This is a genomic window from Ruegeria sp. AM4, assembly GCF_056540665.1.
Genome location: NZ_JBQFXD010000006.1, coordinates 83538 through 108957, shown reverse-complemented (window position 1 = coordinate 108957; position 25420 = coordinate 83538). Strand labels below are relative to the sequence as shown.

Annotated in this window: 30 protein-coding genes; 15 read left to right on the top strand and 15 right to left on the bottom strand. The window is 60.2% G+C overall.

Annotation, left to right across the window (positions count from 1 at the left end; translation table 11 throughout):
• Positions 1-7: 7 nt before the first annotated feature.
• Both ACR0JA_RS13440 and ACR0JA_RS13435 read right to left on the bottom strand, forming a co-directional pair.
• Positions 8-544, bottom strand: coding sequence for a metal-dependent hydrolase (locus tag ACR0JA_RS13440; protein WP_480575485.1), 537 nt, complete (start codon positions 542-544; stop codon positions 8-10).
• Complete coding sequence (locus ACR0JA_RS13435) at positions 545-1315, bottom strand: FadR/GntR family transcriptional regulator (protein ID WP_480575482.1); 771 nt, start codon at positions 1313-1315, stop codon at positions 545-547. It lies immediately after the preceding gene.
• A 159-nt stretch (positions 1316-1474) separates the two neighbouring features.
• Here ACR0JA_RS13435 and ACR0JA_RS13430 point away from each other — a divergent pair, with 159 nt between their 5' ends.
• The 5 genes from ACR0JA_RS13430 (at position 1475) to ACR0JA_RS13410 (ending at position 8012) form a co-directional block, all read left to right on the top strand.
• On the top strand, positions 1475-2668 hold the full coding sequence (locus ACR0JA_RS13430) for an aminotransferase-like domain-containing protein (RefSeq protein WP_480575479.1): 1194 nt from the start codon (positions 1475-1477) through the stop codon (positions 2666-2668).
• A gap of 43 nt (positions 2669-2711) precedes the next feature.
• Positions 2712-3098, top strand: coding sequence for a hypothetical protein (locus ACR0JA_RS13425; protein ID WP_480575476.1), 387 nt, complete (start codon positions 2712-2714; stop codon positions 3096-3098).
• A 127-nt stretch (positions 3099-3225) separates the two neighbouring features.
• Positions 3226-6681: a chromosome segregation SMC family protein gene (locus ACR0JA_RS13420; protein ID WP_480575474.1), complete on the top strand. Its 3456-nt coding sequence runs from the start codon at positions 3226-3228 to the stop codon at positions 6679-6681.
• 54 nt (positions 6682-6735) lie between these two features.
• Positions 6736-7086: a hypothetical protein gene (locus ACR0JA_RS13415; RefSeq protein ID WP_480575471.1), complete on the top strand. Its 351-nt coding sequence runs from the start codon at positions 6736-6738 to the stop codon at positions 7084-7086.
• 128 nt (positions 7087-7214) lie between these two features.
• Positions 7215-8012 (top strand): class II glutamine amidotransferase, encoded by a 798-nt coding sequence (locus tag ACR0JA_RS13410; RefSeq protein WP_480575468.1) that lies wholly within the window; start codon positions 7215-7217, stop codon positions 8010-8012.
• Between the two features lie 32 nt (positions 8013-8044).
• Here ACR0JA_RS13410 and ACR0JA_RS13405 read toward each other — a convergent pair whose 3' ends face one another.
• From ACR0JA_RS13405 to cobD, 4 genes are all read right to left on the bottom strand, one after another.
• Positions 8045-8530, bottom strand: a complete 486-nt coding sequence (locus tag ACR0JA_RS13405; protein ID WP_480575465.1) for a LysM peptidoglycan-binding domain-containing protein — start codon at positions 8528-8530, stop codon at positions 8045-8047.
• A gap of 129 nt (positions 8531-8659) precedes the next feature.
• Positions 8660-9823 carry a lytic murein transglycosylase gene (locus tag ACR0JA_RS13400; RefSeq protein WP_480575462.1) on the bottom strand — a complete coding sequence of 388 codons (1164 nt, stop codon included), beginning with the start codon at positions 9821-9823 and terminating at the stop codon, positions 8660-8662.
• An 11-nt stretch (positions 9824-9834) separates the two neighbouring features.
• Complete coding sequence (cbiB, locus tag ACR0JA_RS13395; protein ID WP_480575459.1) at positions 9835-10755, bottom strand: adenosylcobinamide-phosphate synthase CbiB; 921 nt, start codon at positions 10753-10755, stop codon at positions 9835-9837.
• Positions 10752-11717 (bottom strand): threonine-phosphate decarboxylase CobD, encoded by a 966-nt coding sequence (gene cobD / locus ACR0JA_RS13390; protein WP_480575455.1) that lies wholly within the window; start codon positions 11715-11717, stop codon positions 10752-10754. The genes cbiB and cobD overlap by 4 nt, the downstream gene beginning before the upstream one ends.
• A gap of 183 nt (positions 11718-11900) precedes the next feature.
• On the opposite strand from cobD, the gene ACR0JA_RS13385 reads away from it, so the two are divergent.
• Positions 11901-12263 carry a response regulator transcription factor gene (locus ACR0JA_RS13385; protein WP_480575452.1) on the top strand — a complete coding sequence of 121 codons (363 nt, stop codon included), beginning with the start codon at positions 11901-11903 and terminating at the stop codon, positions 12261-12263.
• On the opposite strand, the gene ACR0JA_RS13380 is transcribed toward ACR0JA_RS13385, so the two are convergent.
• Complete coding sequence (locus ACR0JA_RS13380) at positions 12245-13234, bottom strand: glutathione S-transferase family protein (protein ID WP_480575449.1); 990 nt, start codon at positions 13232-13234, stop codon at positions 12245-12247. The two genes, ACR0JA_RS13385 and ACR0JA_RS13380, sit on opposite strands and share 19 nt — an antisense overlap.
• 204 nt (positions 13235-13438) lie before the next feature.
• Here ACR0JA_RS13380 and ACR0JA_RS13375 point away from each other — a divergent pair, with 204 nt between their 5' ends.
• A complete protein-coding gene (locus ACR0JA_RS13375; RefSeq protein WP_480575446.1) occupies positions 13439-13792 on the top strand; it encodes a hypothetical protein in 354 nt (117 codons plus the stop codon).
• Here ACR0JA_RS13375 and ACR0JA_RS13370 read toward each other — a convergent pair.
• Both ACR0JA_RS13370 and ACR0JA_RS13365 read right to left on the bottom strand, forming a co-directional pair.
• Entirely contained in the window at positions 13789-14322 is a 534-nt protein-coding gene (locus ACR0JA_RS13370; RefSeq protein WP_480575444.1) for a L,D-transpeptidase family protein, read from the bottom strand. The genes ACR0JA_RS13375 and ACR0JA_RS13370 overlap by 4 nt on opposite strands.
• Complete coding sequence (locus ACR0JA_RS13365; RefSeq protein WP_480575441.1) at positions 14319-15491, bottom strand: MalY/PatB family protein; 1173 nt, start codon at positions 15489-15491, stop codon at positions 14319-14321. The genes ACR0JA_RS13370 and ACR0JA_RS13365 overlap by 4 nt, the downstream gene beginning before the upstream one ends.
• A 94-nt stretch (positions 15492-15585) precedes the next feature.
• Here ACR0JA_RS13365 and def (ACR0JA_RS13360) point away from each other — a divergent pair, with 94 nt between their 5' ends.
• The 5 genes from def (ACR0JA_RS13360) to ACR0JA_RS13340 are packed head-to-tail and all read left to right on the top strand — an operon-like array spanning position 15586 to position 18036.
• The gene (def, locus tag ACR0JA_RS13360) at positions 15586-16104 is read left to right on the top strand and encodes a peptide deformylase (protein ID WP_480575828.1); all 519 of its coding nucleotides are present in this window, start codon (positions 15586-15588) and stop codon (positions 16102-16104) included.
• Positions 16101-16595: a peptide deformylase gene (gene def, locus ACR0JA_RS13355; protein ID WP_480575438.1), complete on the top strand. Its 495-nt coding sequence runs from the start codon at positions 16101-16103 to the stop codon at positions 16593-16595. The genes def (ACR0JA_RS13360) and def (ACR0JA_RS13355) overlap by 4 nt, the downstream gene beginning before the upstream one ends.
• Positions 16596-16640: 45 nt before the next feature.
• Positions 16641-17555, top strand: a complete 915-nt coding sequence (gene fmt / locus ACR0JA_RS13350) for a methionyl-tRNA formyltransferase (protein ID WP_480575435.1) — start codon at positions 16641-16643, stop codon at positions 17553-17555.
• Between the two features lie 6 nt (positions 17556-17561).
• Positions 17562-17798 (top strand): hypothetical protein, encoded by a 237-nt coding sequence (locus ACR0JA_RS13345; RefSeq protein WP_480575432.1) that lies wholly within the window; start codon positions 17562-17564, stop codon positions 17796-17798.
• Position 17799: 1 nt separating this feature from the next.
• Positions 17800-18036, top strand: a complete 237-nt coding sequence (locus tag ACR0JA_RS13340) for a GlsB/YeaQ/YmgE family stress response membrane protein (RefSeq protein ID WP_480575429.1) — start codon at positions 17800-17802, stop codon at positions 18034-18036.
• A 9-nt stretch (positions 18037-18045) separates the two neighbouring features.
• Here ACR0JA_RS13340 and ACR0JA_RS13335 read toward each other — a convergent pair whose 3' ends face one another.
• The 6 genes from ACR0JA_RS13335 to ACR0JA_RS13310 all read right to left on the bottom strand — a co-directional run bounded on the left by ACR0JA_RS13335 (position 18046) and on the right by ACR0JA_RS13310 (position 22093).
• Entirely contained in the window at positions 18046-18648 is a 603-nt protein-coding gene (locus ACR0JA_RS13335) for a COG3904 family protein (protein ID WP_480575426.1), read from the bottom strand.
• A gap of 55 nt (positions 18649-18703) precedes the next feature.
• Positions 18704-19327 carry a trimeric intracellular cation channel family protein gene (locus ACR0JA_RS13330; protein ID WP_480575423.1) on the bottom strand — a complete coding sequence of 208 codons (624 nt, stop codon included), beginning with the start codon at positions 19325-19327 and terminating at the stop codon, positions 18704-18706.
• On the bottom strand, positions 19324-19791 hold the full coding sequence (rnhA, locus tag ACR0JA_RS13325) for a ribonuclease HI (protein ID WP_480575420.1): 468 nt from the start codon (positions 19789-19791) through the stop codon (positions 19324-19326). The genes ACR0JA_RS13330 and rnhA overlap by 4 nt, the downstream gene beginning before the upstream one ends.
• Positions 19784-20374 (bottom strand): class I SAM-dependent DNA methyltransferase, encoded by a 591-nt coding sequence (locus tag ACR0JA_RS13320; protein WP_480575417.1) that lies wholly within the window; start codon positions 20372-20374, stop codon positions 19784-19786. Before ACR0JA_RS13320 ends, rnhA begins: the two co-directional genes overlap by 8 nt.
• Positions 20371-21321, bottom strand: coding sequence for a 4-hydroxy-3-methylbut-2-enyl diphosphate reductase (gene ispH / locus ACR0JA_RS13315; protein WP_480575414.1), 951 nt, complete (start codon positions 21319-21321; stop codon positions 20371-20373). Before ispH ends, ACR0JA_RS13320 begins: the two co-directional genes overlap by 4 nt.
• A gap of 196 nt (positions 21322-21517) precedes the next feature.
• Positions 21518-22093, bottom strand: coding sequence for a LabA-like NYN domain-containing protein (locus tag ACR0JA_RS13310; RefSeq protein ID WP_039532761.1), 576 nt, complete (start codon positions 22091-22093; stop codon positions 21518-21520).
• Between the two features lie 124 nt (positions 22094-22217).
• On the opposite strand from ACR0JA_RS13310, the gene folK reads away from it, so the two are divergent.
• The 3 genes from folK to ACR0JA_RS13295 all read left to right on the top strand — a co-directional run bounded on the left by folK (position 22218) and on the right by ACR0JA_RS13295 (position 25406).
• Complete coding sequence (gene folK / locus ACR0JA_RS13305; protein ID WP_480575411.1) at positions 22218-22799, top strand: 2-amino-4-hydroxy-6-hydroxymethyldihydropteridine diphosphokinase; 582 nt, start codon at positions 22218-22220, stop codon at positions 22797-22799.
• A 94-nt stretch (positions 22800-22893) separates the two neighbouring features.
• A complete protein-coding gene (rpoZ, locus tag ACR0JA_RS13300) occupies positions 22894-23247 on the top strand; it encodes a DNA-directed RNA polymerase subunit omega (RefSeq protein WP_008758344.1) in 354 nt (117 codons plus the stop codon).
• Positions 23248-23273: 26 nt separating this feature from the next.
• Complete coding sequence (locus ACR0JA_RS13295) at positions 23274-25406, top strand: RelA/SpoT family protein (RefSeq protein ID WP_480575408.1); 2133 nt, start codon at positions 23274-23276, stop codon at positions 25404-25406.
• The last annotated feature ends 14 nt before the right edge of the window (positions 25407-25420 follow it).

Sequence of the window (25420 nt, the reverse complement as noted above, 5' to 3'; positions counted from 1 at the left end):
ATATGATCTAAGAACCCGGGGGTCGTAGGCCCTCGGGTTTTTTGTTTCGCAGGCTCAGGTACCTTTTGCTAGATCGGCGCCATCCAATGAACAAAACAATCAAGGCGACCACCGCAATCGCGATCTCGACCTTGAAGGTCCAGTGATTGAGGAAAGACAATATCCAGTGTGAATGCGTGGGTTGCACCGTGACCAATGGATAGGTGGTATCCGAGATCGGCCATAGCCAGGCGACTTGCCCGGTGATCGAATCCAGAACCAGATGAACCAGTCCGCCGATCCCGAAGAACTGTATCGCGGTTCCCCATTTGGGAGCCCAATGCCGGAGTAACAATCCGACCACCAGGAAGCCCGCCCAGATGATCGGACGATGTGTCAGGTAGGAATGATGGTGGTGTCCCCGATTGTCGATCAGATAGAACCACAAAATATCAACATCCGGTGCCACGGAACCGATCAATGCTGCCGTGAGGGCGAGTTTGCCGAGGCTGGGGGTTGCCGCGCGAAAGATCAGGTAAGCGCCGGGTAGATGGCCGATGAACATTCAGAGTTGCCCCGTTTCATGCTTTAACCGCTGCTGCGCGATCTCTTCGTTGCGCCGGGCCTTCTGATGATCGGCCATGCAGCGCTCGACAAAGCTGAGGTGCTTATCGATCGCTTGCCGGGCCGCTTTGCGGTCGCGCGCCTGTAGGGCGGAATTGATGGCTCGGTGCTGATCGAGAATGGCGTCGCGCGTGGTGCGCTGCTGGAACATGATCTGCCGGTTGTAGAAGACGCCCTGTCTGAGCAGATCAAACATGGATCGCATCATGTGCAGCATGACGACGTTATGGCTGGCCTCGATGATCGCCATGTGAAACTGCGCGTCCAGATGGGCCTCGTCCTCGGTGGCGTTGCGTTTGTGTGCGGCCTCCATCTTGTCGAAGATGGCCTGCACTACCTTCAGATCACTGTCCGATCCAAGTCGCGCGGCGCGTTCTGCGGCCAACCCTTCCAGGTCGCGCCGAAAGGAAAGATAGTCGGACACCGCCTCGTCATGCCTGCCGAACAGCCGGATCAGCGCAGGTGAAAAGGCCGAACCCAATACCTCGGCCACATAGATGCCCGATCCGGCCTTGGCGGTCAGCAACCCTTGATCCTGAAGGTCCGAGATTGCCTCGCGCAGGGATGGGCGGGACACGCCCAGCCGCTCGGCCAGTTCCCGCTCGGGGGGCAGACGTTCGCCAGGGCGCAGGATGCCCCGCAAGATCAGCAGTTCGATCTGGCTGACCACAGCGCTGGACAGTTTCTGGGTCTGGACTTTGTGGAAAGGCATCGCAGCTCGTCATGAAATTGGTCAGTTAATATGACCACGTATCCATCCCCCATTCAAGAAACCGCAATCACATTCGCTGAAACATTAGGTCAGCATTGTTGACTTTAATTCGCGCGCCCTTAGCCTGCCTGCAAATCCGGGCAAGTAGAGGAGCAGCCAATGGATCAGCTATACGCCACGCGGGCATCGCGGATGAAAGCCTCGGAAATTCGTGAGTTGCTGAAGCTGTTGGGCAAGCCCGGGATCATTTCCTTTGCGGGCGGCATTCCCGATCCGGCGCTGTTTCCCGCACAGGCATTTGCCGAGGCGTTTCAGAATGCGCTCGGCTCGGAACAGAAGTCGCAAGCGCTGCAATATTCCACCAGCGAAGGCTTTGAGCCTTTGCGCGCGTGGCTGGTCGACCATATGCACAGCATTGGGGTCGAGTGCGACATCGACAACATCCTGATCACGTCCGGCTCGCAGCAGGCGCTGGACTATCTGGGCAAACTGTTTCTGTCCCCAGGCGATACGGCTCTGGTCGGTTGGCCCACCTATCTGGGCGCGCTCAATGCGTTTGACGCCTATGAGCCGCGATTTGATCAGCTGAGCGTCAACGGCAACCGCGGAGCTGCGGAGTACCGGGCCGCCGCCGCAGGCAGTCCGATCAAATTCGCCTATCTCTCCGCCGATTTCGCCAACCCAACAGGCGAGACCGTGGATCGGCGGGGCAGGGAGGCTCTGCTCGATCTTGCCGAAGATCTGGACTGCGCCGTGATCGAAGATGGCGCCTATCAAGCCCTGCGCTATGATGGAGAGCCGATCCCGCCAATCCTTGCGCTGGAGCAGGCCCGCAAGGGGTCCATTGAAGGTTGCCGGACGATCTATTGCGGCAGTTTCTCAAAGACACTTTCACCCGGTCTGAGGGTCGGTTGGGTCGTTGCGCGTAAACCTGTGATCTCGCAACTGGTGCTGGTCAAGCAGGCGGCGGATCTGCATTCGGCGACGATCAACCAAATGGCAGTGCATCAGGTGGCGCAAACCTGTTTCGAAACGCATATTCCAAGGTTGCGTGCTGCTTATGGTGCCCGACGCGACGCGATGCTTGCGGCACTGGATCGGCATATGCCCAAAGGTGTTCATTGGACCAAGCCCGAAGGTGGCATGTTCGTCTGGGTCACCTTGCCTAAAGGCACCAACGGGGCCGATCTGCTGGCGCGTGCGCTTGAGACGGTCAAGCTGGCCTTTGTGCCCGGGCAGGCCTTTTTCCCTGACGATACCGGGGCAAACACCATCCGGCTCAGCTTCTCCAACTCGGATGAAGAAACCATTGAGGAAGGCGTCCGCCGACTGGGTGCAGTACTGCGCGCCTGACAGCCGAAAGGTTATGTTAACCATTCTGCGGCAAAGCTGCGGCATGATACGCTTGGCTTGCCTTCTGTTGCTCGCCGCCTGTTCGGCGGGAACGCCCCATTTTCAGGGCCTGCCCGCGACGCGGGTGGCGGTCAACGGCAGCGTATTCGACGTTCGCGTGCGCGGGGATTTGGCCGAGGCTGTGCGGATCAACACACAATACGCCCCGCGTCTGGGGCCGATCCGTGACCGCGCGGCCCTGGCAATGGCGCAGGTTTCGGGCTGCCCCATCATAGATGTTTTGGGCGATGCAGCGGTGACCGTTGGGGTATTAGGCTGCGATCAGGAGATGGGAGAGCGTCTGTTGCTGGCCGTTATCTCTCGTCCGAATTACGAATGCATAAACTACGGCGGATCCGACTACGCGGTGTTTGAATGTTCACCGTATTGAGTGGCGGGTTTTTGCAAGATATTGTGGATAACTCGGCGCGATCTCCCATATCCTGCGCAATCACGTTGACACCCCGCCCCTCGGTTGCGCAGACTTGAGGGTATAGGAATCACGGGACCCGCCGCCATTGCGCTTTAGCAAACTCAAACTGACCGGCTTCAAAAGCTTTGTTGACCCGACCGATCTGATCATCGCGGACGGGTTGACCGGTGTGGTGGGGCCGAATGGGTGCGGCAAGTCCAACCTGCTGGAAGCGTTGCGTTGGGTGATGGGTGAAAATCGGCCCAAATCCATGCGCGGCGGCGCGATGGAGGATGTGATCTTTGCGGGTGCCGCCACCCGGCCCGCGCGCAACTTTGCCGAAGTGGTCCTGACCATGGATAACTCGGAACGATTGGCACCTTCGGGCTTCAACGACAGCGACCAGCTTGAGATCGTCCGCCGCATTACGCGCGACGTGGGCAGTGCCTACAAGACCAACGGCAAGGACGTCCGCGCCCGCGATGTTCAGATGCTGTTCGCGGATGCCTCGACCGGGGCGCATTCGCCTGCTCTGGTGGGGCAGAACCGTATCGCCGAGCTGATCAATGCCAAACCCCGCGCCCGTCGCCGGATTCTGGAAGAGGCGGCCGGTATCTCGGGTCTCTATCAGCGGCGGCATGAGGCCGAGTTGAAGCTGAAAGGCACCGAGTCCAACCTGACCCGTGTTGATGACGTGCTGGAGCAGTTGGGCGGTCAATTGGCGCAACTGGCCCGCCAGGCCCGTCAGGCCGCCCGCTATCGCGAGATTGGCGAGCAACTGCGGCAGGCCGAAGGGATGCTGCTGTATCGTCGTTGGAAAGAGGCCGACATGGCCCGCCAACAGGCCGAAGATAAATTGCGCGAGCGGTTGGCCGAAGCCGCGCGCGCCGAGGCAGACGCACGCGCCGCCGCGGCAAAGCGTGCCGAGATCGAAGAAACCCTGCCGCCCCTGCGCGAGGAAGAGGCTATCGCCGCCGCCGTTTTGCAACGTCAGCAGGTGCAGCGCGACCAGCTTTCCGATCAGGAAACCCGCGCGCGGCAAACGATCGAAACACTGACCAACCGCATTCAGCAGCTGGGCAACGATATCGAACGCGAATCCGGTTTGAATCGCGATGCCGGCGAGATGATCGAGCGGTTGGAATGGGAAGCCCGTGAGTTGGCCAAGGCTGCAGAGGGTCACGACGAAAAACTGACCGAGGCCGCCGAGGTCGCGCGCGAGGCCGCGTCGGTCTTGCAGGATCGCGAAGATCATCTGTCGCAGGAAACCGAGGACATGGCGCGGCTTGTCGCCCGCCACCAATCGGCGCAGCGACTGGTCGAGGACAGTCGCAAGACTCTGACGCGCTCGGAAAACGAAGAGGAAAAAGCGCGCGCTGCGGTGGATGAAGCCAAGTCGGCCCTGACGCGCGCCAGTGAGGCGTTCGAGACCGCGCAAGAGGGCGAGGAAGAAGCCCGCGAAGCCGCCGAGGCCGCCGAGGAAGCGCTGGCTGCCGCTGACGAACTGCGCAATGAAACGCAGGCGCGCGAGGCCGAAGCAAGGGCACAACGCTCTGAGGCTGAAGGTGAGCTGGGGGCCATCCGGGCCGAAACCGCAGCACTCGCCAAACTGGTTGAACGTGATACCGCCGAAGGCGGCCAGGTGCTGGATCTGCTGCGGGTGGCCCCGGGCTATGAAAAGGCACTGGGGGCGGCCCTTGCTGACGATCTGCGCGCGCCGCTGGTCGAGGGCGACGGGCCTTCGGGATGGGTACAGGTTGCAGGCTACGACAGCGACCAGCCGCTGCCCGACGGGGCCGAGCCGTTGGCGCTGCATGTCTCGGGACCGGATCGCCTTAGCCGTCGGATTGCGCAAATCGGGTTGATCGACGCGGATCAGGGCGCACGGTTGCAAGCTGCCTTGAAGCCCGGGCAGCGGTTGGTGTCGCGATCAGGCGACCTGTGGCGCTGGGACGGGTTCCGGGCCTGGGCCGAAGATGCGCCAAGTGCGGCAGCGCTGCGCCTGGAGCAGCTCAACAAGCTGGAAGCGCTCAAGCAGGAACTGACCCGGATTGAGGCGCAGGCCGATGGTGCGCGCGCCGCGCATGAGGCGCTGTCGCAGCAATTGGCCGATGTCACCGAAGCCGACCGCCGCGCACGTGAAGCCCGACGCGCCGCTGATCAGCGGATGGCAGAAACCGCGCGGATGCTCAGCCGGGCAGAGGCAGATCGCAACTTGGCCGAAGGCAAGCTGGAGACGCTGTCTCTTGCCGTCGACCGCCACAAGGAAGACGCGATGTCTGCTCGTGCGCAATTGCGCGAGGCCGAAAGCGCGTTGACTGGACTTGGCGACCTAGACAGTGCACGCGCGCAGGTCGAAGACATCAAACAGACGGTCGAGGCGGCGCGGATCACGATGCTGACCCACCGTTCGACCCATGATGAATTGCGCCGTGAGGGCGAGGCGCGCACCCGCCGCTCGCAGGAAGTGACGAAGGACCTCAGCGGCTGGAAACACCGTCTTGAAACGGCGGAAAAGCGGATTGCAGAACTCGCCGAGCGCAAGGAAAGCTCGGAAGAGGAGCTGGGCGAGGCAATGGCCGCCCCCGGCGAGATCGCCGAGGCCCGCGAGGAACTGAACGAACTGATCGAAACAGCCGAAGCCCGCCGCGCCGAAGCCGCCGACAAGCTGGCCGAAGCCGAAACCCAGCAGCGTGAGGTCGTTCTGGCCGAGCGCGAGGCTGAACGCCTGGCCTCGGAAGCGCGCGAAAGCCGCGCGGCGGCTGAGGCGCGCTGTGACGCGGCCAAGGAAAGCGTTGTCGCTGCGGCAGAGCGTATCGCTGAGGATCAGCAACTGACCCCGAACCAGCTGCTGAACCAATTGGACACGAACCCCGATCAGATGCCCGCTGCCGATGCGCTTGAGGCCGAAGTGAACCGCCACAAGCGCCAGCGCGATGCGATGGGTGCGGTAAACCTGCGGGCCGAGGAAGACAGCAAGGAAGTTCAGGAAGAATTCGACACGCTGAACGGTGAAAAGGGCGACCTGGAAGAGGCGATCAAGGCGCTGCGCAGCGGTATTGCGAGCCTCAACCGAGAGGGGCGCGAGCGTCTGCTGACCGCGTTCGAACAGGTGAACTCGAACTTCGCGATGCTGTTCAAGCACCTGTTCGGTGGCGGTGAGGCCAATCTGGTGATGGTCGAAAGCGACGATCCGTTGGATGCTGGCCTCGAGATCATGTGCCAACCGCCGGGCAAGAAACTCTCGACCCTCAGCCTGTTGTCGGGCGGTGAGCAGACCCTGACGGCAACCGCGCTGATCTTTGGCGTTTTCCTCGCCAATCCCGCGCCGATCTGTGTGCTGGACGAGGTCGATGCACCGCTGGACGACGCCAACGTCACCCGGTTCTGTGACCTTCTGGACGAGATGTGCCGCCAGACCGACACGCGGTTCCTGATCATCACCCACCATGCGGTAACGATGGCGCGGATGGATCGGCTGTTCGGTGTGACCATGCAGGAACAAGGCGTCAGCCAACTGGTTTCGGTCGACTTGAAAAAGGCCGAGCAGATGGTCGCCTGACCCTTCACTGCAACGTTATGACACTGTGACGACCCGTCGGGCTAAGGTAGCAGCATGACCCGGTATCTGATCATTGCGCTGTTGTCCGTCAGTCCGGCCTGGGCTGCCGACTGGCCCACCAAACCCGGCGACGTCCCGCTTAGCCCGGAAGAGCTGGCCGAGCTGGCTGGCCGCACGTTGACCTTCTACGATGACGGACAATCCAAATACTCGGCCGGAGGGGCCTATTCCTATACCTACGCCAGCGGGGAATCCGCCTTTGGCACCTATTCCATTGCCGAGGATGGCAGCGTCTGCATCGCCTATCGCAACGGGTTCAGCCGCTGTGATCTCTATGTGCGCAGTGGCGAGCGGCTGATTCTGATCGACCAAAAGGGTCATCGGTATCCAGTGCGACCGGAGTAGATGAGCGAAAAAGAGCTGAAATTCAGGTCATTTGATCGAATAATGCTCGAAACGCGAGGAAAATCAGGGCCAAATTATCCACCGATCGCTGATATACACACATCGGTAGAGCAATATTGGGCGGGCAGATGTGTCGGTTTTTGGCCTGGGTAGGCAGTCAGCGGTATCTTGACGAATTGGTGCTGGAACAAGAGCAATCTCTGATCATCCAAAGCCGTAACGCGCTGATCGGAAAGACACCGATCAATGCTGACGGCTTTGGGCTGGCTTGGTATTCTGATCGCGAGACACCTTGTTTTTACAAAGACACGCACCCGGCCTGGTCGGATGCAAACCTGAAGCAACTGGCGCATCACACCAGATCGCGGCTTTTCCTTGCCCATGTTCGGGCTTCAACCGGGACGGCCACCTCGCGCAACAATTGTCACCCTTTTGGGGTCGGCAAGTGGAGTTTCATGCACAACGGACAAGCCGGGGGACATGACCTGATCCGACAAGAACTGGACGGGATGATCCCAGCAGGTTTGTACGGGCAGCGGTTTGGCGCAACCGAGAGTGAGGCGATTTTTCTGATTGCTCACGGCGAAGGGCTGGATGCCGATCCGATCGGTGCCATGGCCCGGGCGGTCGCGCGCGTGGAGGCGGTTTCAAGACGGCGTGGCGTACTTCCGTATCTTCGGTTTGCGGCCTGTTGGTCGGATGGAGCGCGCATATATGCGGCGCGGTATGCGTCGGACCGATACGCACCCAGCTTGCATTACCGACGCTGCAAAGACGGTATCATCATCTCGTCCGAACCACTGGACGGCGACAGCGAGGACTGGGTTGAAATTCAACCGAACACCGCGATCGCGACCGAGGGAACAGGCATCAGAACCCACGCATTCGAGCCCGAACTGGCGGTTGCTCGGACCGAGGTAGCCTAGGTCAGCTATCTGGTTTTGCGACGTCCAATCGCTTAAACGATTGGGATACGCAACTCCTGCCCCGGGAAGATTACATTCGGATCGCTGATAAAATGCGCATTTGCGCGTTGAATAACCGAGACTTGCCCCGGATTGCCGTATTGCGACACCGAGATCGAAGTCAGCGTATCGCCAGGTGCTACCGTATAGTTCCGGTACCCGACATATCCCGGCAAAATCCGCGGTCCGAAAAAGACCGGAACATGCACGGTCGGAATTGTCCCTTCACCACCGGCGCTGTCGTCCGTAACCGTTACAAACAGACGGTCGAGTTGAAAATTCGGGTTCGCCGGAATCTCGAGCGTCGCCTGAAACTGGCGCAGCGCGATGGCCCCGGCACTTGCGGCGCCACTGAACTCCACATGGCCTTCGGTGACCGAGAGCGAAAGATGACCCTCGAAGCCAACCGCATTACCGGCAATCATGATTGTTTGGCCAACAAGATCGAAGGGTTTGGGCTGAAGTATCTCGATATTCATGGATGAACTCCTTCGGATTGAATGAGGAATTCATAACCTGTTTAGGCCAACGGACCAAATCGCGCTGGTGGAAATCAGCCGGTCACCGCTGCTCGGAACCACCGGTCAGTGGAGCGAGACGGTGTTTGCCTAGAGTTGGTTCAACAGTTCCGCCGTTGGCCAGGCATCGGCGGGCAGGCCCAGCCGCACCTGTTCTGCCTGAACTGCTGCCCGCGTTCCGGCCCCCAGAATGCCGTCGATCTTGCCGACGTCATGCCCGCGCGCTTGCAGCTTGCTTTGCAGCTGTTTCATCTGGGCGCCGGACAGGCCCGGTGCGGGGTTGCCCGCGTTGTAGATTTGGCCCCCTTCAAGCCGGGTGCCGAAATAGGCAGCGGTCAGGACATAGACAAAGCTCTGGTTCCATTCGAAATAGACGTCGAAATTCGGGTAGGCCAGAAATGCGGGGCCCTTGTGCCCCTGCGGCAGGATCAGCGATGCGGGAAGATCGGCAAGCGATCCGCTGCGTGCCTGAACGCCCATTGCCTGCCAATCCGAGATCGGGCGTGGTTTGCCCGGGCCAGACAGGGACCAGTCCATCTGCGCAGGCACGTTAACCTCTTGCAACCAGGGCTGACCCGGTTGCCAGCCCAGATGCGACAGCATCTTGCCCCCGGACACCAGCGCGTCCGGGGCCGAGGTTTTCAGCGACACCGTACCATCGCCATCGCCATCGACGCCGTTGTCCAGAATATCCTGCGGCAGCATTTGCACCATGCCGATTTCCCCGGCCCAGGCCCCGGTCGTGCGGGCAGGATCGAAGTTGCCTTGGCTGTAGAGCTCGATGGCTGCGAAGACCTGCGGTCGGAACAGGTCCGGACGGCGGCAATCATGAGCCAGCGTCACCAGCGCGTTGCGGGTGTTGAAGTCGCCCTGTACTGCGCCATAGTCGGTTTCGAATGCCCAGAAAGCCAGAAGAACTCCGCGTGAAACGCCGTATTCCCGCTCGATCCGATCGAACACGGCATCGTATTTTTGCGACATGGCCTTGCCACGGTCGATACGGTTTTGCGAGATCAGACGGCGCGAAAACTCGATGAACGGTTTCTGGAACACGCCCTGTGCGCGGTCGGCTTTCAGCGCAGCGCCGTCCTGCTGGACACCTTTGAAGAACGCATTGACGGTGGATTTGTCCATCCCCTTCTGCACGGCCTCGGCTTTCAGACCTTTGACGAAGGAATTGAAACCGCCCCCACATTCAGAGAAGGCGGGTGAGGCAAGCAAGGCGGCAGCCGCAAGGCCGGAAAGAATACGCATGGTCGGGTCCGTCAAAGAATAAAGTTGAGCCCAACCCACACCGAGACGAGCCCAAGCGCAAGCCCCCAGACGCGCCAAAGCATGTCGCATACGCGGAAAACCTCTGGCGCGCCAATTTCACGGGGGGCGTCGCCATTGACCCAGGCCAGATCACGGACCTGCCCGTCATAGCTGCGTGGACCTGCCAGCGCGACGTTCAGGGCGCGCGACATTGCGGCCTCGGGCCAGCCCGCGTTCGGGGAAATATGGCGGCGGGCATCTGCCATCATCTCGGACCAGCGGGCCCATTGGCCCGACAGCGCCACGATCATCAGACAGGTTAGCCGGGCAGGGATCAGGTTCAGCAGATCGTCAAACCGGGCCGAGGCCCAGCCGAACTCTCGATAAGTCTCGTTTCGGTAACCGATCATGCTGTCGGCAGTGTTGACCGCCTTGTAGATCAGCAGCCCCGGCAGGCCCGCGACCAGAAACCAGAAGGCGGGTGCAATGACCCCGTCGCTGAGATTCTCGGCGGCGCTTTCGATGGCGGACCGGGCGACTTGCGCCTGCGTCATGTCGCGTGTGTCGCGCGAGACGATCATGGAAACCCTGGCGCGGCCTTGGGGCAAGGACGCTCGCAAACCGTCTGCAACTTCGCGGACATGCGAAACCAGAGACTTCTGGGCCAGCAGAATGGCGCAAACGATGACTTCAACAACGGGCCCAAGCAGCGACAGGAGCCAACCCAGAAAAACTGCGGCAGCAACAAGCACGACCAGCACCAGAACACCTTTGGCGCGCCGGTTTGGGCCGGTGTTCAGGCGGGTATCCAGCCAGCCAATCGCATTTCCGGTCACCACCGCTGGGTGGCGGACGCGAGACCATAGCCAGTTCGGTTCCCCCAGGGCCGCGTCCAGGCACATGGCGCAGATCAGCAATAATGGCGTACTCACAGGGCGGCCTCTAGCCGGTCCCATCCGGCCATTGGGGGCAGGCCCAGACGCAGGTATGTGGTGGAATAGGGGAAGATGCGGCTCCAGATATGGGCGCGGGCCAGACGATCCTGCCACGCGAGGGCATCATCGACACGGTACAGGCGGAACAGGGTTGTTCCGCCAACCAGTTGCGCCCCTTTGGCCGTAACCAGTCGATCCAGCCGGTCAGCGTCACCGGCAAGCCTCGACCGTGTGGCTTGTGCCCATTCGTTGTCTTGCAAGGCGCGTTCTCCAACCCGCAGCGCTGGTCCGGACACGGCCCAGGGTCCGGTCAGATTATTCAAGCGTCCGATCAGATCAGGTTGTCCAATGGCAAAGCCCAGCCGCAAACCGGCCAGACCCCAGAATTTGCCGAAGCTCTTCAGCACGATCACGCCGGGGCGCTCAGCCAGATGAATCAGAGAGGCGTCTGGTGTGACATCGCAAAAGCTTTCGTCGATCACGGTCAACGGCGCGTCGGCGTCCTGCGCCTGCCAAAAACGACCATCTGGGTTGTTGGGGTTTACGATGACGCGGGCCTCAACCGGGCCGCTATCGGTGACCGTCCAACCTTGTGCCGAAAAGGCGGCAGCGTGTTCGTTATAGGTGGGCATTGTGATCTGAACCCGGCCCGGCGCGGCGAGAGAGGGCATGCGGGCAATAACCGCCGAGGCCCCGGGCGCGGGCAGGATCGAGGCACTGGCAGGTACGGACCAGAAGGATCTGGCCGCATCGGTCAACCGCTCGAACGCGCCGTGGTCGGGCAGTTCGGTCCAATCCGAGGGCTGCAAACCGGTAATGCCAAAAGGATGCGGATTGATGCCGGTCGACAAATCAATCCAGTCCGCGCGAGCCCCGCCATACGTGCGAATGGCCGCATCCAGCCCGCCACCATGGTCGCGGGTGGCGCGCGGATTCAGGTTTTCTGTCGGATCAGCCATTGGCCCCTCTGCCGGATTCGCCGTGATTTGCCCGGTTCAAGCGGATTTATGCCGGTTACACAAGCAAATCCGCGTGATCGGGGCACCCGCCAGTCAGCGTTAACACTTTGTTAAGGAAATCGGGGGATCACGGAATACGGGGGTCGGCACCACTCACTCTATCAAGTGCCGAGGTTGTTGCAAATGAAAGTTCTGATAGTTGAGAGTAACCCCGACCTTGGTCGGGTCTGGCAAAGGCATCTGGAACGGCAAGGCGCCGAGGTCACCTTGGTTGCTGGCCAGGAAGCGGCGATTCTTGCGCTGTACGGGACGGCCTTTGATATCATTGTGCTGGATCTGGTTCTGGAAACCGGCAGCGCCTTGGCTGTGGCGGATTTTGCCAGCTATCGCCGACCCGAGGCGCGGGTGATCTTTGTTACCAACACCACGTTCTTCTCGGACGGGTCGATCTTTGCGCACAGCCCCAATGCCTGTGCCTATGTGCAAAGCGGTACGCCGCCAGAAGACCTGGCGGCGATGGTAGAACATTACGCGGCGGGTCGCTGATCGCGCCGGTGCGGCTCGGCGTAATCAAGCGCCGGGTTTGTCGGGATAATCCGGTGCGGATTGATGCTTTCGTGGCTGTAGTGGTAATGCCGCACGATGTGATCCATGTTAACCGACTGGGCAACGCCCGGCCATTGATACAGCTCTCGCGTATAGGCCCATAGGTTCGGATAGTCGATCAGCCGTCGGCGGTTGCATTTGAAATGCAGGTGATAGACCGGATCGAACCGGATCAGCGTGGTGAACAACCGCCAATCAGCCTCGGTCACGCGATCGCCCATAAGGTAACGGTTTGTTGCCAGCCGATCATCTAGCCAGTCCAACGTGTCGAAGAGCGGGCCGACCGCGCTGTCATAGGCCTCTTGCGTGGTGGCAAAGCCGGATTTGTAGACCCCGTTGTTGACGTCGGAATAGATGCGGGCGTTGACCTCTTCGATTTCGTCGCGCATCGGCGCGGGCCAGTAGTCATCTGTATTGCCCGTGATCCCGTCGAAGGCCGAATTGAACATACGGATGATTTCCGAACTTTCGTTCGAAACAATCGTCTGCTGCTGCTTGTCCCACAGAATGGGCACCGTGACGCGGCCCGAATAGGTTGGATCGGCCTTGGTATAGACCTGATGCGCAAATTGCAGACCGTAAAGGGTATCGCCGGTGGCACCCCTGTCATCGGTTTCGAAGGTCCACCCCTTGTCCAGCATGTCGGGATGCACGACCGAGACCGAGATGTGATCTGTCAGCCCCTTGAGTTCCCGAAAGATCAACGTGCGATGGGCCCAGGGGCAGGCGTGGCTGACATAAAGGTGATAGCGTCCGCTTTCCGCCGTGAATCCGCCCTTGCCCGAAGGGCCGGGGCCGCCGTCAGCTGTCAGCCAGTTGCGAAATTGCGCGGCCGAGCGTTTGAAGGCCCCGCCGGTGGATTTGGTGTCATACCAGGTGTCGTGCCATGTGCCGTCTACCAGCAGCCCCATTTCGGTTCCTCCGTCTTTGCTTGAGGTAAAGATAGGACGGGACGGTTCTGCTGCCTACGGGCCAGTGCGCGCATGGTCCCTGCGTCGATGCACAGGCCCGTCTGGCCGGCAGATCGCCTTGAATCTGGGGCCATGTGACGCGGTTCACTGGAATTTTACGATTATAGGTTCAAAATAGAGGGGAACCGGTGGGAGGTTTGTTTGATGAGTACTTATGTTTCAAGGGAAATACGCGCTGAATTGGATGCAGCGCGAATCGCTACGCTCAAGAAAGCGAGTCGTCTGCGTGTCGAAATGGGCGACAATAGCTTTAAAATTCTCAGATTGTGGCGTGACGGCTTTGCGGTTGAGGCTGCTGAAACACCGCGACTGCGTGGCCTTGTCGATATTTTCGATGGCGCAAACCATCTGTACCAATGCCTGATCGTCGCAGCCGAAGAAGACGCCAGCGAAATGAAATACGATTTCAAGCGCAGCACCGCTGCTGCCGACAAGGCTCCGCTGGACTTCTACCGCCCGCCAGATGCTCCGATCGCATTGCTGGGATACGAGGACTAGGGCCTGATTTCGACCGTCGTACCATTGTCTGCAAGGCGCCACAGGTGGACCATTTCAGCGTTCGAAATCGCGATACAACCAAGCGTCCAATCGCCGGGCAAAGTAACCCCCGCTACGCCATTTGGCTGACCGTGGATGAAGATATCCCCACCGGGGTCATAGCCGCCAGTCTGCGCCCGCGCCAGATCATCGGATTGCGGATAGTCGATCCCCAGAGACAGGTGAAACGCACTTTGCGGATTGCGTCGGTTGATGGTGAAAAGACCCTCGGGCGTTTTGCCATCGCCTTCGCGCATCTTGTCACCCTCTGGCTCGAATCCAAGTGCAATGTCGGCCTGCATGACCACCGCGCCGTTGCGGGTGGCTGTCAGACGGCGGGCGGCTTTTTCGATCAGGATGTGATCAATGCGATCGGCCTCGGTTGCCATCGGCGGCGCAGGCGGCCGCGGGCCATACCGGTGCCAGCCGAACCAGCCCGCCAGACCCATCGCCAAGATCAAACCGATCAGCGCAATCCGCCGCAAGATCATTGCAGGTCGCTGAAGGCGCGCTTTAGCCTGTCGCAGGCGTCTTCGACCTTGTTGCGTTGCGTGGCCAGGTTAAAGCGCTCAAACATCTCACCGCCCGCTCCAAACCCGGGGCCTGGAGAGGTTGCAATGCGGGCATCCTCGCGCAGGCGACGCACGAATTCGGCGTGGTTCATTCCGGTTCCGGAAAAGTCGACCCAAGCCAGATAGGTGGCCTGCAAGGGCATCGACCACAGGCCGGGAATTTCTGCGATCGTGGCGTCGAACATTTTGCGATTGCCGTCCAGATGCGCAATTTGCGCATCGACCCAGTCGGCACCTTCCGGACTGTAGGCGGCGGTGATCATCGCCACACCCAGTGCGCTGGGGTCATAGTCCAGTGTTTGTATCCGGTGCCGCATGGCTTCGCGCAGCTTGGGTTCGGGAATGATCATATTCCCGGTGCGCTGACCAGCGATATTGAACGTCTTGGAGGCCGCCGTAAGCGTAACGGTCCAGGGTCGCGCATCAGGGGCAGCGATATCCATCGGTACGAAGGTATTGCCCGGATAAACGAGATCATGGTGAATCTCATCCGACACCAGGATCAGCCCGTTACGGTCGGCGAAGGCCGCGACCGCGCGCAGTTCCTCGGTCGTCCAGACCCGGCCCGAGGGGTTCTGGGGCGAGCACCACAGCAACATCTTCTCGGATCCGTCCAGCCGTGATTGCGCGTCTTCCAGATCAAGCGCATACGTGTCGCCGTCGCGCATCAACGGGCATTCGACCACGCGGCGGCCCGATTTGTTCACCTTGTGGGCGAACTCGTGGTAGACAGGTGTAAAGATCACCACGCCGTCGCCCGGTTCGCTCCAGACATCCAGACACAGGGCAATCGCGTTGCCCAACCCTTGCGAGGTCAGAATCCAATCGGTGTCGATCTCCCAGTTGTGGCGGGTCTTCATCCACCACTGGATCGCGTTCAGATAGTTCGGGTGCATCCAGGAATAGCCGAACACGCCATGATCTGCCGCCTGCCGCACCGCGTCGATTACGCAAGGGGCCGTCGGGTAATCCGAGTCTGCCGTCCACATGGCCAGCCCGTCCGTGGGCGAGACGCCATACAGCTTTTCCATCTTGTCCCATTTTGAACTTTGGGTGCCTCGGCGGTCGATCTGTTCGTTGAACGTCATGTCGTCTCCATCTGTCGCGCTGAAAGCTAGCCACAATTGCGGCGGGTGCAAGGGGGCCGTTGCGGTGCGCTGCGCGATGTCATACATCAGCCTCATGAAACGCAATATTCTGATCCATCCCGACCCTCGGCTGAAAAAGGTTTGTGCCCCGGTGGCTGACCTGTCGGACGCGCTGCGTGAGCTGGCCGACGACATGCTTGAGACCATGTATGACGCGCCGGGTATCGGCCTTGCCGCCCCGCAGGTCGGGGTGCTTGACCGGCTGATCGTTGTGGATTGCATCAAGGAAGAAGGGCAGGCACCACGCCCGCTGATCATGTTCAACCCCGAAATCATCGCCTCGTCGGACGAAACCAACGTCTATGAGGAAGGCTGCCTGTCGATCCCCGAGCAATATGCCGAGGTGACGCGCCCCAAAGTGGTGGATGTGGCTTGGGTGGATCGCGACGGGAACGCGCAGCAAGAGACGTTTGACGGGCTGTGGGCCACCTGTGTTCAGCATGAGATCGATCACCTGAACGGCAAGCTGTTCATCGATTACCTCAAGCCGCTGAAACGCCAGATGATCACGCGCAAGATGCAGAAGCTCAAGCGCGAGAAGGCCCGCACATGACCGTGCGCACCTGCCTGTCCTGGCCAGACAAGCGCCTGCGGACAAAGGCTGAAGACGTCACCGAAATCACCGACGATATCCGCGCCATCTGGAACGATATGATCGACACGATGGAGGCGATGCCGGGCGTTGGCCTTGCCGCGACGCAGATCGGCGTCATGCTGCGGCTGGCGGTCGTTGATGGCTCGACCCAACGGGGCAAGGCGGTGCGTCTGGCCAATCCGGAAATCCTGCACGCCTCGGTCGAGCTGCGCGAGCATGACGAGGCCAGCCCGAACCTGCCGGGTGTCTCGGCCAAGGTGAAACGCCCGCGCGCGGTGACGGTAAAGTTTCTGAACGCGCACGGCATGATCGATCGCCGGGACTTTGTCGGGATCGAAGCGACCAGCGTGCAGCACCAGATCGATCACCTGAACGGGCGGATGTATTTCGACCGGCTCAGCAAGGTCAAACGCGACATGCTGCTGCGCAAAGCCAGAAAGCAACCCTGATCCGTAGGCCGGGCTTCAGCCCGGCACCCCCAGCCGGAGCCGCAAATGCGTATCATCTTCATGGGAACCCCCGATTTTTCGGTGCCGGTGCTGGACGCGCTGGTCGATGCCGGGCACGAGATTGCCGCAGTCTACTGCCAGCCTCCGCGCCCGGCCGGTCGCGGCAAGAAAGAGCGGCCGACGCCAGTTCATGCACGGGCCGAGGCGCTGGGTCTTCCGGTTTGCTATCCGGTCTCGCTGAAATCGCCGGACGAACAACAAAGATTTGCTGCCCTGAACGCTGATGTCGCGGTGGTCGTGGCCTATGGCCTGATCCTGCCACAAGCCATTCTGGATGCGCCCGCTCAAGGTTGTCTGAACATTCACGCCAGCCTGCTGCCGCGTTGGCGTGGGGCCGCGCCCATCCATCGGGCAATCATGTCAGGTGACGCGGAGACCGGAGTTTGCATCATGCAGATGGAAGCCGGGCTGGACACCGGGCCGGTTTTGATGCGTCAGGCGACTGAAATCGGGATCGAAGAGACCACAGCGCAGCTGCACGACCGCCTGTCAGGAATGGGAGCAGACTTGATCGTCCGGGCGCTGGACCGCTTGCTGGAACTGGTGCCAACGCCTCAGCCCGAGCACGGCGTCACTTATGCCGCCAAGATCGACAAGGCCGAGGCGCGGATCGATTGGTCGCGCCCCGCCGCCGAGGTTGACCGGCAAATCCGTGGCCTTTCACCCTTTCCCGGCGCCTGGACCGAACTAACTGGCGAGCGCATCAAGCTGCTGGCCTCGCGCATGGCGGAAGGACAGGGCGCGCCGGGCGAAGTTCTGGACGACGCCTTGACTGTGGCCTGCGGCGAAGGGGCGGTTGACCTGTTACGCTTGCAACGGGCAGGCAAAGGCGCGCAGGATAAGGCAACCTTTCTGCGGGGCTGGCCCATTCCGGCCGGCAGTCGCTTGTCTGTGGAGTAACGCCTTATGTTCATGATCCTGATGGGCACCGTCGTCATCGCCGGGATCGTCGGTTACCTGTCCGAAAAGACGGGATTTACCCATAACGGGTATCTGCAATCCATCATCATCTGCGTTGGTGGCGCGTTTCTGTTCTATTTCGTCCGTATCATGTTTGGCATCAGCTTTGGCGCACCGGGTCTGAATGCGGTGATCTCATCGATCGGCGCGCTGATCATCGTTCCGACACATTGGAGGAAATAGGATGTCCGTGATCGCACTGATCATCATTGGTGCCGCTGCCGGGTTTCTGGCCACCCGCTTGATGCGGATCGAGGCAGATATCCCGACCACCATGCTGATCGGCATCGTTGGTGCCCTTGTCGGTGGATTGGTCCTACGCACGTTGCTGGCGGTTATGGGCTGGCTGTCAGGCTTTGTCGGCGCGGTGCTTGGCGCGCTTTTGGTGATCTGGATCTGGCAGACCTACATACGCCGGTAACGCGCCGTATTATCGTTCATCGCAAACAGCCGCGGTCCCCAGTTGTGGCGATCCACGCGTTGTCATGTCGAACTGATCCGCTTCGGTTGCGGTCATCCAATGCATGTCATCCGCTGGGGCGGCGGCGAGGGTGAACCAATAGAACTCGTCCTCGACACCGATATCGCGGAAATACTCCAGATACCTGCCATGCTCGGGGTCGGTCGCATCCAGTTCGGTTGCAACAATACCTGATCCACTCCAACTGTGGACGCCGACACAGGCACCGGGGTTCAGAACCCGCTGGTTGCCTGCCAGAAACAGGTCGGTCCCGCCCGAGGCGACCAGCCCGTCCGAGGGAACCACGGTATCAAACCCTTTGACATGTACAACGCGACTGAACACGACATTGGCATCGTCGTCGACCGAGCCTTCGATATTCTGCAACACCAGTGTCTTGGCATCGGGATTGTCGGACGTGACCTCGAGGAATGATTGCAAGGTGGTGTGGTCGATCGTTCCGTTTGCGATGATCTGATCGCCCTCGGCCACAAAGCTGACAGGCGTGTATTGCTCGGCGCAAGCAGTCAGCAGGGACAGGCCAATTACAAGGAAAGGAATGCGGTGTTTCATCGGACGCCTCGCAAAACGTTGATCGCAAAGTGATACCAATGATTGCGGTTTCCGTCTACCGGCGCGGCGGACGCGCCTTGTAGACCGGCAATTTCCAACCAAACAGCAATGACCCGGCCCTGAGCGCCCAGCACACAATGGCACATAGCGCCAGAGCAGGCAGAACCTCGAACCCCAGTTGATTGGTCACGACCGCGCTTAACGATCCGGCAAAGGCGCAGGAAACATACAGCTCGCCCTGCTTCAGAACCAGAGGCACCTCGTTACAGACCACATCCCGCATCAAACCGCCCAGACAGCCGGTCGTGACCCCCATCAGAACGATGATCACACCCGTTTGCCCGACAGACAGCGCCGCGCCGCTTCCGGCGGCGGCGGCGATGGACAGGGCGAAGCTGTCGAGCCAGATCAGCCAGTTGTACCGGCTTTCCACTAGATGCGCGGTAAAGAACACCAGAACAGCGGCGGCGCAGGCGATCAGGATATAGGCTGGCTGATCGACCCAGAAGACCGGGTGTCGGTCCAGCAGCAGGTCGCGGGCAGTTCCGCCTCCGACTGCGGTCAGGCAGGCCATGAACGCGAACCCGACCAGATCAAGCTGCGCCCGGCTGGCGACCAGCGCGCCGGTCAGGGCAAAAACCAGAACCGAGGCATAGTCCAGAACATCAAGCCAGATCACGCCTGGGCCTTCTTGGGTTTGAAGGGTGCCATGCCCGCCCGCGCCAGTTCGTCCGCGCGTTCGTTTTCCGGGTGGCCCGCATGGCCCTTGACCCATTCCCAGGTCACATCATGGCGGGTTTGTGCCTCATCCAGCCGTTGCCAGAGATCGACATTCTTGACGGGTTTTTTGTTCGAGGTTTTCCAGCCGTTCCGTTTCCACCCGAAGATCCAGCCAGTGACCCCGTTTTTGACATAGGCGCTGTCGGTGACGATGGTGATTTTCGACGACCGATCCAGTGTTTCCAATGCGCTGATAGCGGCCAGCAATTCCATGCGGTTATTGGTTGTTTCGGCCTCGCCGCCCTGCAACGCGCGCTCTTTCAGGACGGTGTCCCCGTCCATCGCGCGCAGCAGCACGCCCCAGCCTCCCGGGCCGGGATTGCCGGAACAGGCACCGTCGGTATAGGCGTAGAGGTCAGGCATGGGCGAAGACCAGAATGAACCCGTCATAGGACCCGGCCAGCCCCGCGCCCACACCCTTGACATGACGGTCGATCGTGAAACCGGCTGCGGTCAGTGCATCCTCGATCTCGGATTGGGAATAATAGGTGTAGTAGCGATCCAGCGCGTCGCGGTGTTCGCCGGTTCCCAGTTTCATACCCAGAAAAAGCAGACCACCCGGTTTCAGGGCTCGGTGAATTGCGGCCAGATGGCGCGGAAAATCGGCACGCGGTGCGTGCAGTAGCGAGAAGCTGGCATAGACCCCATTGTATTCACCCGCTTCGGTCAGATCGTCGAAAGTGCCCAGATGCGCGTCTACGCCGTTGTCTCGTGCATGTTCGACAAAGGCCGGGGTGGCGTCCAACGCCCGGACTTTCAACCCCTGACGCATCAGGAAACTGCTGTCGGATCCGGGGCCAGAGCCCAGATCCAGCACGTAACCACCCGTGCCGACGGCGTCGGCAAAGTCTTGTCGCGCCTCTGATTGTTCCGGGGGCATGGGTACTTCCAGATACTGCGCCACGCGCGCGGTGTAGGCGTCGATCGTACGTTGATCTTGTGTCATGCGGGTTGCCTCAATACGCGGGGTACCTTGAATTCGACGTTCTCAACCGCGGTTTCGACCATTTCGACAGTGACGTCGAAGTGGTCGCGAAACGCATTGATCACCTCGTTGACCAGCACTTCGGGGGCCGACGCCCCGGCGGTGATGGCGATGCTGGATATCCCTTGCAGCGAACGCCAATCGATATCGGTCGCGCGCTGCACCAGTTGCGCATAATTGCACCCTGCGCGCGAGGCGACCTCGACCAAGCGGCGCGAGTTCGAAGAGTTGGGCGCGCCAACCACCAGCAGGGCATCCGACATCGGGGCGACGGCCTTCACCGCCTCTTGCCGGTTGGTCGTCGCATAACAGATGTCTTCCTTGTGCGGGCCGACGATGGCGGGAAACCGTGCTTCGAGCGCGGCGATTATGTCCTTGGTGTCGTCGACCGAGAGCGTGGTCTGCGTAACAAATGCCAGCTTATCCGGGTTACGCACCTGAACGCTGGCCACATCGTCGACCGTTTCCACAAGCAGCACCTCGCCATCGGGCAATTGACCCATCGTGCCGATGGTTTCGGGGTGACCCTTATGCCCGATCATGATCATCTGCAGCCCGGCATCCGCGTGGCGCTGGGCCTCGACATGGACCTTGGACACCAGCGGGCAGGTGGCATCGACATAGATCATCTCGCGCTGCGCTGCTGTCGCCGGGACGGATCTGGGGACACCGTGGGCAGAGAAAATCACCGGGCGGTCATCGGGGCATTCGTCTAATTCTTCGACAAAGACCGCACCTTTGGCCCGCAACCTGTCCACCACGAATTTGTTGTGGACGATCTCGTGACGCACATAGACCGGCGCGCCCCATTTCTGCAACGCCATCTCGACGATCTTGATGGCGCGGTCGACACCAGCGCAGAACCCGCGCGGGGCGGCGAGATACAGGGTGAGTGGGGGCTTGGTCATGGCTGTCTCCTTAACAGGGACAGGTAAGGCTTTTGCGGACGCGGGTCCAGTGATCAGACAGTGTCATTTAACTGACATAGACGGTTGGTACAAAACCGGTATTTGAGAACGCAGTCATCGTTAAAACAAGGCGGCCAGATTCTCCCCGGAATCTGGCCGCTATTTGCCCATCAAATCTGTTGCAATCGACGCAGGTTTACTTGCCGCCCGCTGCCATAACGCTGCGGGTTTCGGCCGGCATCTCACGCGGAGGGCGGCCGATAACGTCGCGCAGGTCTTCCAGTTCGATGAAGTTGTCGGCCTGACGGCGCAGTTCGTCCGAGATCATCGGCGGCTGGCTGCGAATGGTCGAGACAACCGAAACGCGGACGCCCTGACGTTGCAGGCTGGCAATCAGCGGGCGGAAATCCCCATCGCCCGAGAACAGCACGATATGATCGACGCGCGGTGCCAGTTCCATGGCATCTACCGTCAGTTCGATGTCCATATTTCCTTTAACTTTCCGACGCCCCATGCTGTCGGTGTATTCCTTGGCCGGTTTCGTGACCATGGTGAAGCCGTTGTAATGCAGCCAATCAACCAATGGGCGGATCGGAGAATACTCGTCATTTTCCAGTAGCGCTGTGTAATAGAAAGCCCTAAGCAACTTCCCCCGGCGCATGAATTCCTGACGCAGCAGCTTGTAGTCTATATCAAACCCAAGTGCTTTTGCGGCTGCATAAAGATTCGAGCCGTCGATGAACAGCGCTAGCCGTTCGTCCTTATAAAACATAAATAGTCCCTTCCGGTATAAACCACTGCACCTGTGCATTCGTGAGTGTGAAAAATAAGTCGGAGCAATGGTGACTACAAAATAAGTGTTCTGGCCTTTATGGCAAGTATGCTGTGTATGGAATGTGGGGTCAAATTTGGAAAAAACATGCGCAAAAGCAGTTATCGCGCTGGGAGCAAATCTCAGTCTGAGAGGAAACAGTCCCAAGGTGACGCTTGAGCAGTCGCTAATTGCGCTGCGCGACGCTGGTTTGGTGATTCGCACGCAAAGCCGTTTTTTTGCCACGCCATGCTTTCCCGCCGGTGCTGGTCCGGATTACGTCAACGCTGCGGTGTTGATTGAAACACCCAAGTCCCCGGCGGACATTCTGGAAATTCTTCACCGGATCGAGCGGGATTTCGGGCGCGAGCGTGTGCAGCGCTGGGGCATGCGCACGCTGGATCTGGATTTGGTGTGCTGGGACGATGTCGTGCTGCCGGATCGGGCCGAATATGACCGTTGGCGCACCTTGCCCGCGCAGGCGCAGGCGCAGCAGGCCCCGGATCAGCTGATTCTGCCACATCCTCGCATGCAGGACCGCGCCTTTGTCCTGGTTCCGATGGCCGACGTGGCAGCCGACTGGCAGCATCCGGTGCTGCGCAAAACCGTGCGCGAGATGCTGACCGATTTGCCTGACGCGGATATCGCCGCGGTTACACCTGTTTGATACGCGCATTTGCTGCATTTCCTGCTTGTCAAGGCAGCGAAACGGGCTTAGATAATCGTTTTCCTGTCACGGATTCAAATACGGAGAGCGCCCCATGGCCCGCGTTACGGTCGAAGACTGTGTAGACAAGGTTCCGAACCGGTTCGAACTGGTGATGCTTGCCGCCCACCGGGCGCGCGAGATTTCCGCGGGTGCGTCGATCACCGTGGACCGCGACAATGACAAGAACCCCGTTGTTTCGCTGCGCGAAATCGCCGACGAGACGCAGGGCGCGGACGATTTGCGCGAACGTCTGATCGAGGCCAACCAAACTCAGATCGAGGTTGATGAGCCTGAAGAAGATCAGATGGCGCTGTTGATGGGTGCCGAATCGGACAAGCCTGCCGATGACGACATGTCCGAAGAAAAGCTCCTGCGCGCGCTGATGGAGGCTCAGGGCCAGGGGTAAGCCCCAACGACGAAGGTGCGGACCGGATGATTTCTGCAGACGACCTGATTGCGCTGGTCCGCAACTACAACCCCAAGACAAATGCCGAGCGCATCGCCCGAGCCTATGAGTTCGGGCAGCAGATGCATGAGGGGCAGTTCCGCCACTCGGGCGAGCCTTATTTTACCCATCCTGTTGCCGTTGCCGCCATCCTGACCGAACAGCGTCTGGATGATGCGACGATCATTACCGCTTTGCTGCACGACACGATCGAAGACACCAAAGCCAATTACGGCAAGGTGTCCGAGCTGTTCGGGGAAGAGGTCGCCAAGCTGGTCGATGGCGTCACCAAGCTGACCAATCTGCAGCTGTCCAGCCGCGAGACGAAACAGGCCGAGAACTTCCGCAAGCTGTTCATGGCGATGTCCAAGGATCTGCGGGTCATTCTGGTCAAACTGGCCGACCGTCTGCACAATATGCGCACCATCAAGGCGATGCGGCCCGAGAAACAGGCGGTCAAAGCGCGCGAGACAATGGACATATATGCGCCGCTTGCGGGCCGGATGGGTATGCAATGGATGCGTGAAGAGTTGGAAGACCTCGCTTTCCGCGTCCTGAACCCCGAAGGCCGCCAGTCGATCATCCGCCGCTTTATCACCCTGCAACGCGAAACCGGCGATGTGATCCACCGGATCACCGGCGACATGCGGCATGAACTTGAGAAAGCTGGCATTGAGGCCGAGGTTTTTGGCCGTGCCAAGAAACCTTACTCGATCTGGCGCAAGATGCAGGAAAAGGATCAGGGCTTTTCGCGCCTGTCCGACATCTACGGTTTCCGCATCATCACCCGGACCGAAGAAGACTGCTATCGCACCCTCGGTGCGATTCACCAGCGCTGGCGCGCGGTGCCGGGGCGGTTCAAGGATTATATCAGCCAGCCGAAATCGAACGGCTATCGCTCGATCCACACCACGGTCTCGGGCCGTGACGGTAAACGGGTCGAGGTTCAGATCCGCACCCGCCAGATGCATGACGTGGCCGAAACCGGCGTTGCGGCGCATTGGTCCTATCGGGACGGTGTGCGCTCGGAAAACCCCTTTGCGGTGGACCCCGCCAAGTGGATCGCCAACCTGACCGAACAGTTCGACAGCGAGGATGATCACGAAGACTTCCTCGAAGCCGTCAAGCTGGAGATGTATTCCGACCAGGTGTTCTGTTTCACCCCCAAAGGCGATGTGGTGAAATTGCCGCGCGGGGCTACGCCGATCGATTTCGCCTATGCCATCCATACCCGCATCGGCCATGCCTGCGTGGGGGCCAAGGTGGATGGAATCCGCGTCCCTCTGTGGACGCGGCTGAAAAACGGACAGTCGGTCGATGTGATCACCGCGGATGGCCAGACACCGCAGGTGACATGGCTTGAGATTGCAGTCACCGGCAAGGCCCGCACTGCGATCCGCCGTGCTCTGCGCGAAGTTGACCGCAAACGGTTCATCAAGCTGGGCAAAGAGCTGGCCCGCGCCGGGTTCGAAAACGTTGGCCGCAAGGCCACCGATAAGGCCCTGGATACGGCGGCCAAACACCTGCGCCTGAAGGATCAGCAAGAGTTGCTTGCCCGTCTGGGCAGCGCCGAACTGACGGCGCATGATGTGGTGAACGCTGTTTACCCCGAACTCGCGAAAGACGAAGGCGATGCCATCCCGATGCGTCGCGCGGTCATTGGTCTGGAACCGGGCCAAAGCTTTGATCGCGCCCCGTGCTGCCAACCGCTGCCGGGTGAGCGCATCGTTGGCATCACCTATCGCGGCAAGGGCGTGGTGGTGCATGCCATCGACTGTGACCGCCTGTCCGAATTCGAAGAAGAGCCCGAACGCTGGGTCGATCTGCATTGGCACTCTGGCACGCACCCTGCGGTTTACGGCGCGACGCTGGACCTGACCATCGGCAACGATGCCGGTGTGCTGGGGCGTATTTGCACATTGATCGGCGAGAAAAAGGCCAATATCTCGAACCTTGAATTCGTTGACCGTAAACCGGACTTTTACCGTTTGCAGATCAGCGTCGAACTGCGCGACCTTGAACAGTTGCATTCGCTGATGCTGATGCTTGAGGCGGAAAGCGATGTCGCTGCGGTTGAAAGGTATCGGGACCGGGCGAGGCCCACGGTTGCGGCAAGCTGAGAAGGGGTGATCAG

Coding starts and splice junctions, on each gene's coding strand:
- ACR0JA_RS13430 (WP_480575479.1), top strand. CDS start 1,475: ATGGATCAGCTATACGCCACGCGGGCATCGCGGATGAAAGCCTCGGAA.
- ACR0JA_RS13385 (WP_480575452.1), top strand. CDS start 11,901: ATGAAAGTTCTGATAGTTGAGAGTAACCCCGACCTTGGTCGGGTCTGG.
- ispH (WP_480575414.1), bottom strand. CDS start 21,321: ATGACCAAGCCCCCACTCACCCTGTATCTCGCCGCCCCGCGCGGGTTC.
- ACR0JA_RS13435 (WP_480575482.1), bottom strand. CDS start 1,315: ATGCCTTTCCACAAAGTCCAGACCCAGAAACTGTCCAGCGCTGTGGTC.
- rpoZ (WP_008758344.1), top strand. CDS start 22,894: ATGGCCCGCGTTACGGTCGAAGACTGTGTAGACAAGGTTCCGAACCGG.
- ACR0JA_RS13335 (WP_480575426.1), bottom strand. CDS start 18,648: ATGAAACACCGCATTCCTTTCCTTGTAATTGGCCTGTCCCTGCTGACT.
- def (WP_480575828.1), top strand. CDS start 15,586: ATGAAACGCAATATTCTGATCCATCCCGACCCTCGGCTGAAAAAGGTT.
- ACR0JA_RS13320 (WP_480575417.1), bottom strand. CDS start 20,374: ATGACACAAGATCAACGTACGATCGACGCCTACACCGCGCGCGTGGCG.
- rnhA (WP_480575420.1), bottom strand. CDS start 19,791: ATGCCTGACCTCTACGCCTATACCGACGGTGCCTGTTCCGGCAATCCC.
- def (WP_480575438.1), top strand. CDS start 16,101: ATGACCGTGCGCACCTGCCTGTCCTGGCCAGACAAGCGCCTGCGGACA.
- ACR0JA_RS13440 (WP_480575485.1), bottom strand. CDS start 544: ATGTTCATCGGCCATCTACCCGGCGCTTACCTGATCTTTCGCGCGGCA.
- ACR0JA_RS13370 (WP_480575444.1), bottom strand. CDS start 14,322: ATGATCTTGCGGCGGATTGCGCTGATCGGTTTGATCTTGGCGATGGGT.
- ACR0JA_RS13375 (WP_480575446.1), top strand. CDS start 13,439: ATGAGTACTTATGTTTCAAGGGAAATACGCGCTGAATTGGATGCAGCG.
- ACR0JA_RS13295 (WP_480575408.1), top strand. CDS start 23,274: ATGATTTCTGCAGACGACCTGATTGCGCTGGTCCGCAACTACAACCCC.
- ACR0JA_RS13410 (WP_480575468.1), top strand. CDS start 7,215: ATGTGTCGGTTTTTGGCCTGGGTAGGCAGTCAGCGGTATCTTGACGAA.
- ACR0JA_RS13345 (WP_480575432.1), top strand. CDS start 17,562: ATGTTCATGATCCTGATGGGCACCGTCGTCATCGCCGGGATCGTCGGT.
- ACR0JA_RS13340 (WP_480575429.1), top strand. CDS start 17,800: ATGTCCGTGATCGCACTGATCATCATTGGTGCCGCTGCCGGGTTTCTG.
- ACR0JA_RS13380 (WP_480575449.1), bottom strand. CDS start 13,234: ATGGGGCTGCTGGTAGACGGCACATGGCACGACACCTGGTATGACACC.
- ACR0JA_RS13415 (WP_480575471.1), top strand. CDS start 6,736: ATGACCCGGTATCTGATCATTGCGCTGTTGTCCGTCAGTCCGGCCTGG.
- ACR0JA_RS13405 (WP_480575465.1), bottom strand. CDS start 8,530: ATGAATATCGAGATACTTCAGCCCAAACCCTTCGATCTTGTTGGCCAA.
- ACR0JA_RS13400 (WP_480575462.1), bottom strand. CDS start 9,823: ATGCGTATTCTTTCCGGCCTTGCGGCTGCCGCCTTGCTTGCCTCACCC.
- fmt (WP_480575435.1), top strand. CDS start 16,641: ATGCGTATCATCTTCATGGGAACCCCCGATTTTTCGGTGCCGGTGCTG.
- ACR0JA_RS13365 (WP_480575441.1), bottom strand. CDS start 15,491: ATGACGTTCAACGAACAGATCGACCGCCGAGGCACCCAAAGTTCAAAA.
- ACR0JA_RS13425 (WP_480575476.1), top strand. CDS start 2,712: ATGATACGCTTGGCTTGCCTTCTGTTGCTCGCCGCCTGTTCGGCGGGA.
- ACR0JA_RS13310 (WP_039532761.1), bottom strand. CDS start 22,093: ATGTTTTATAAGGACGAACGGCTAGCGCTGTTCATCGACGGCTCGAAT.
- cobD (WP_480575455.1), bottom strand. CDS start 11,717: ATGGCTGATCCGACAGAAAACCTGAATCCGCGCGCCACCCGCGACCAT.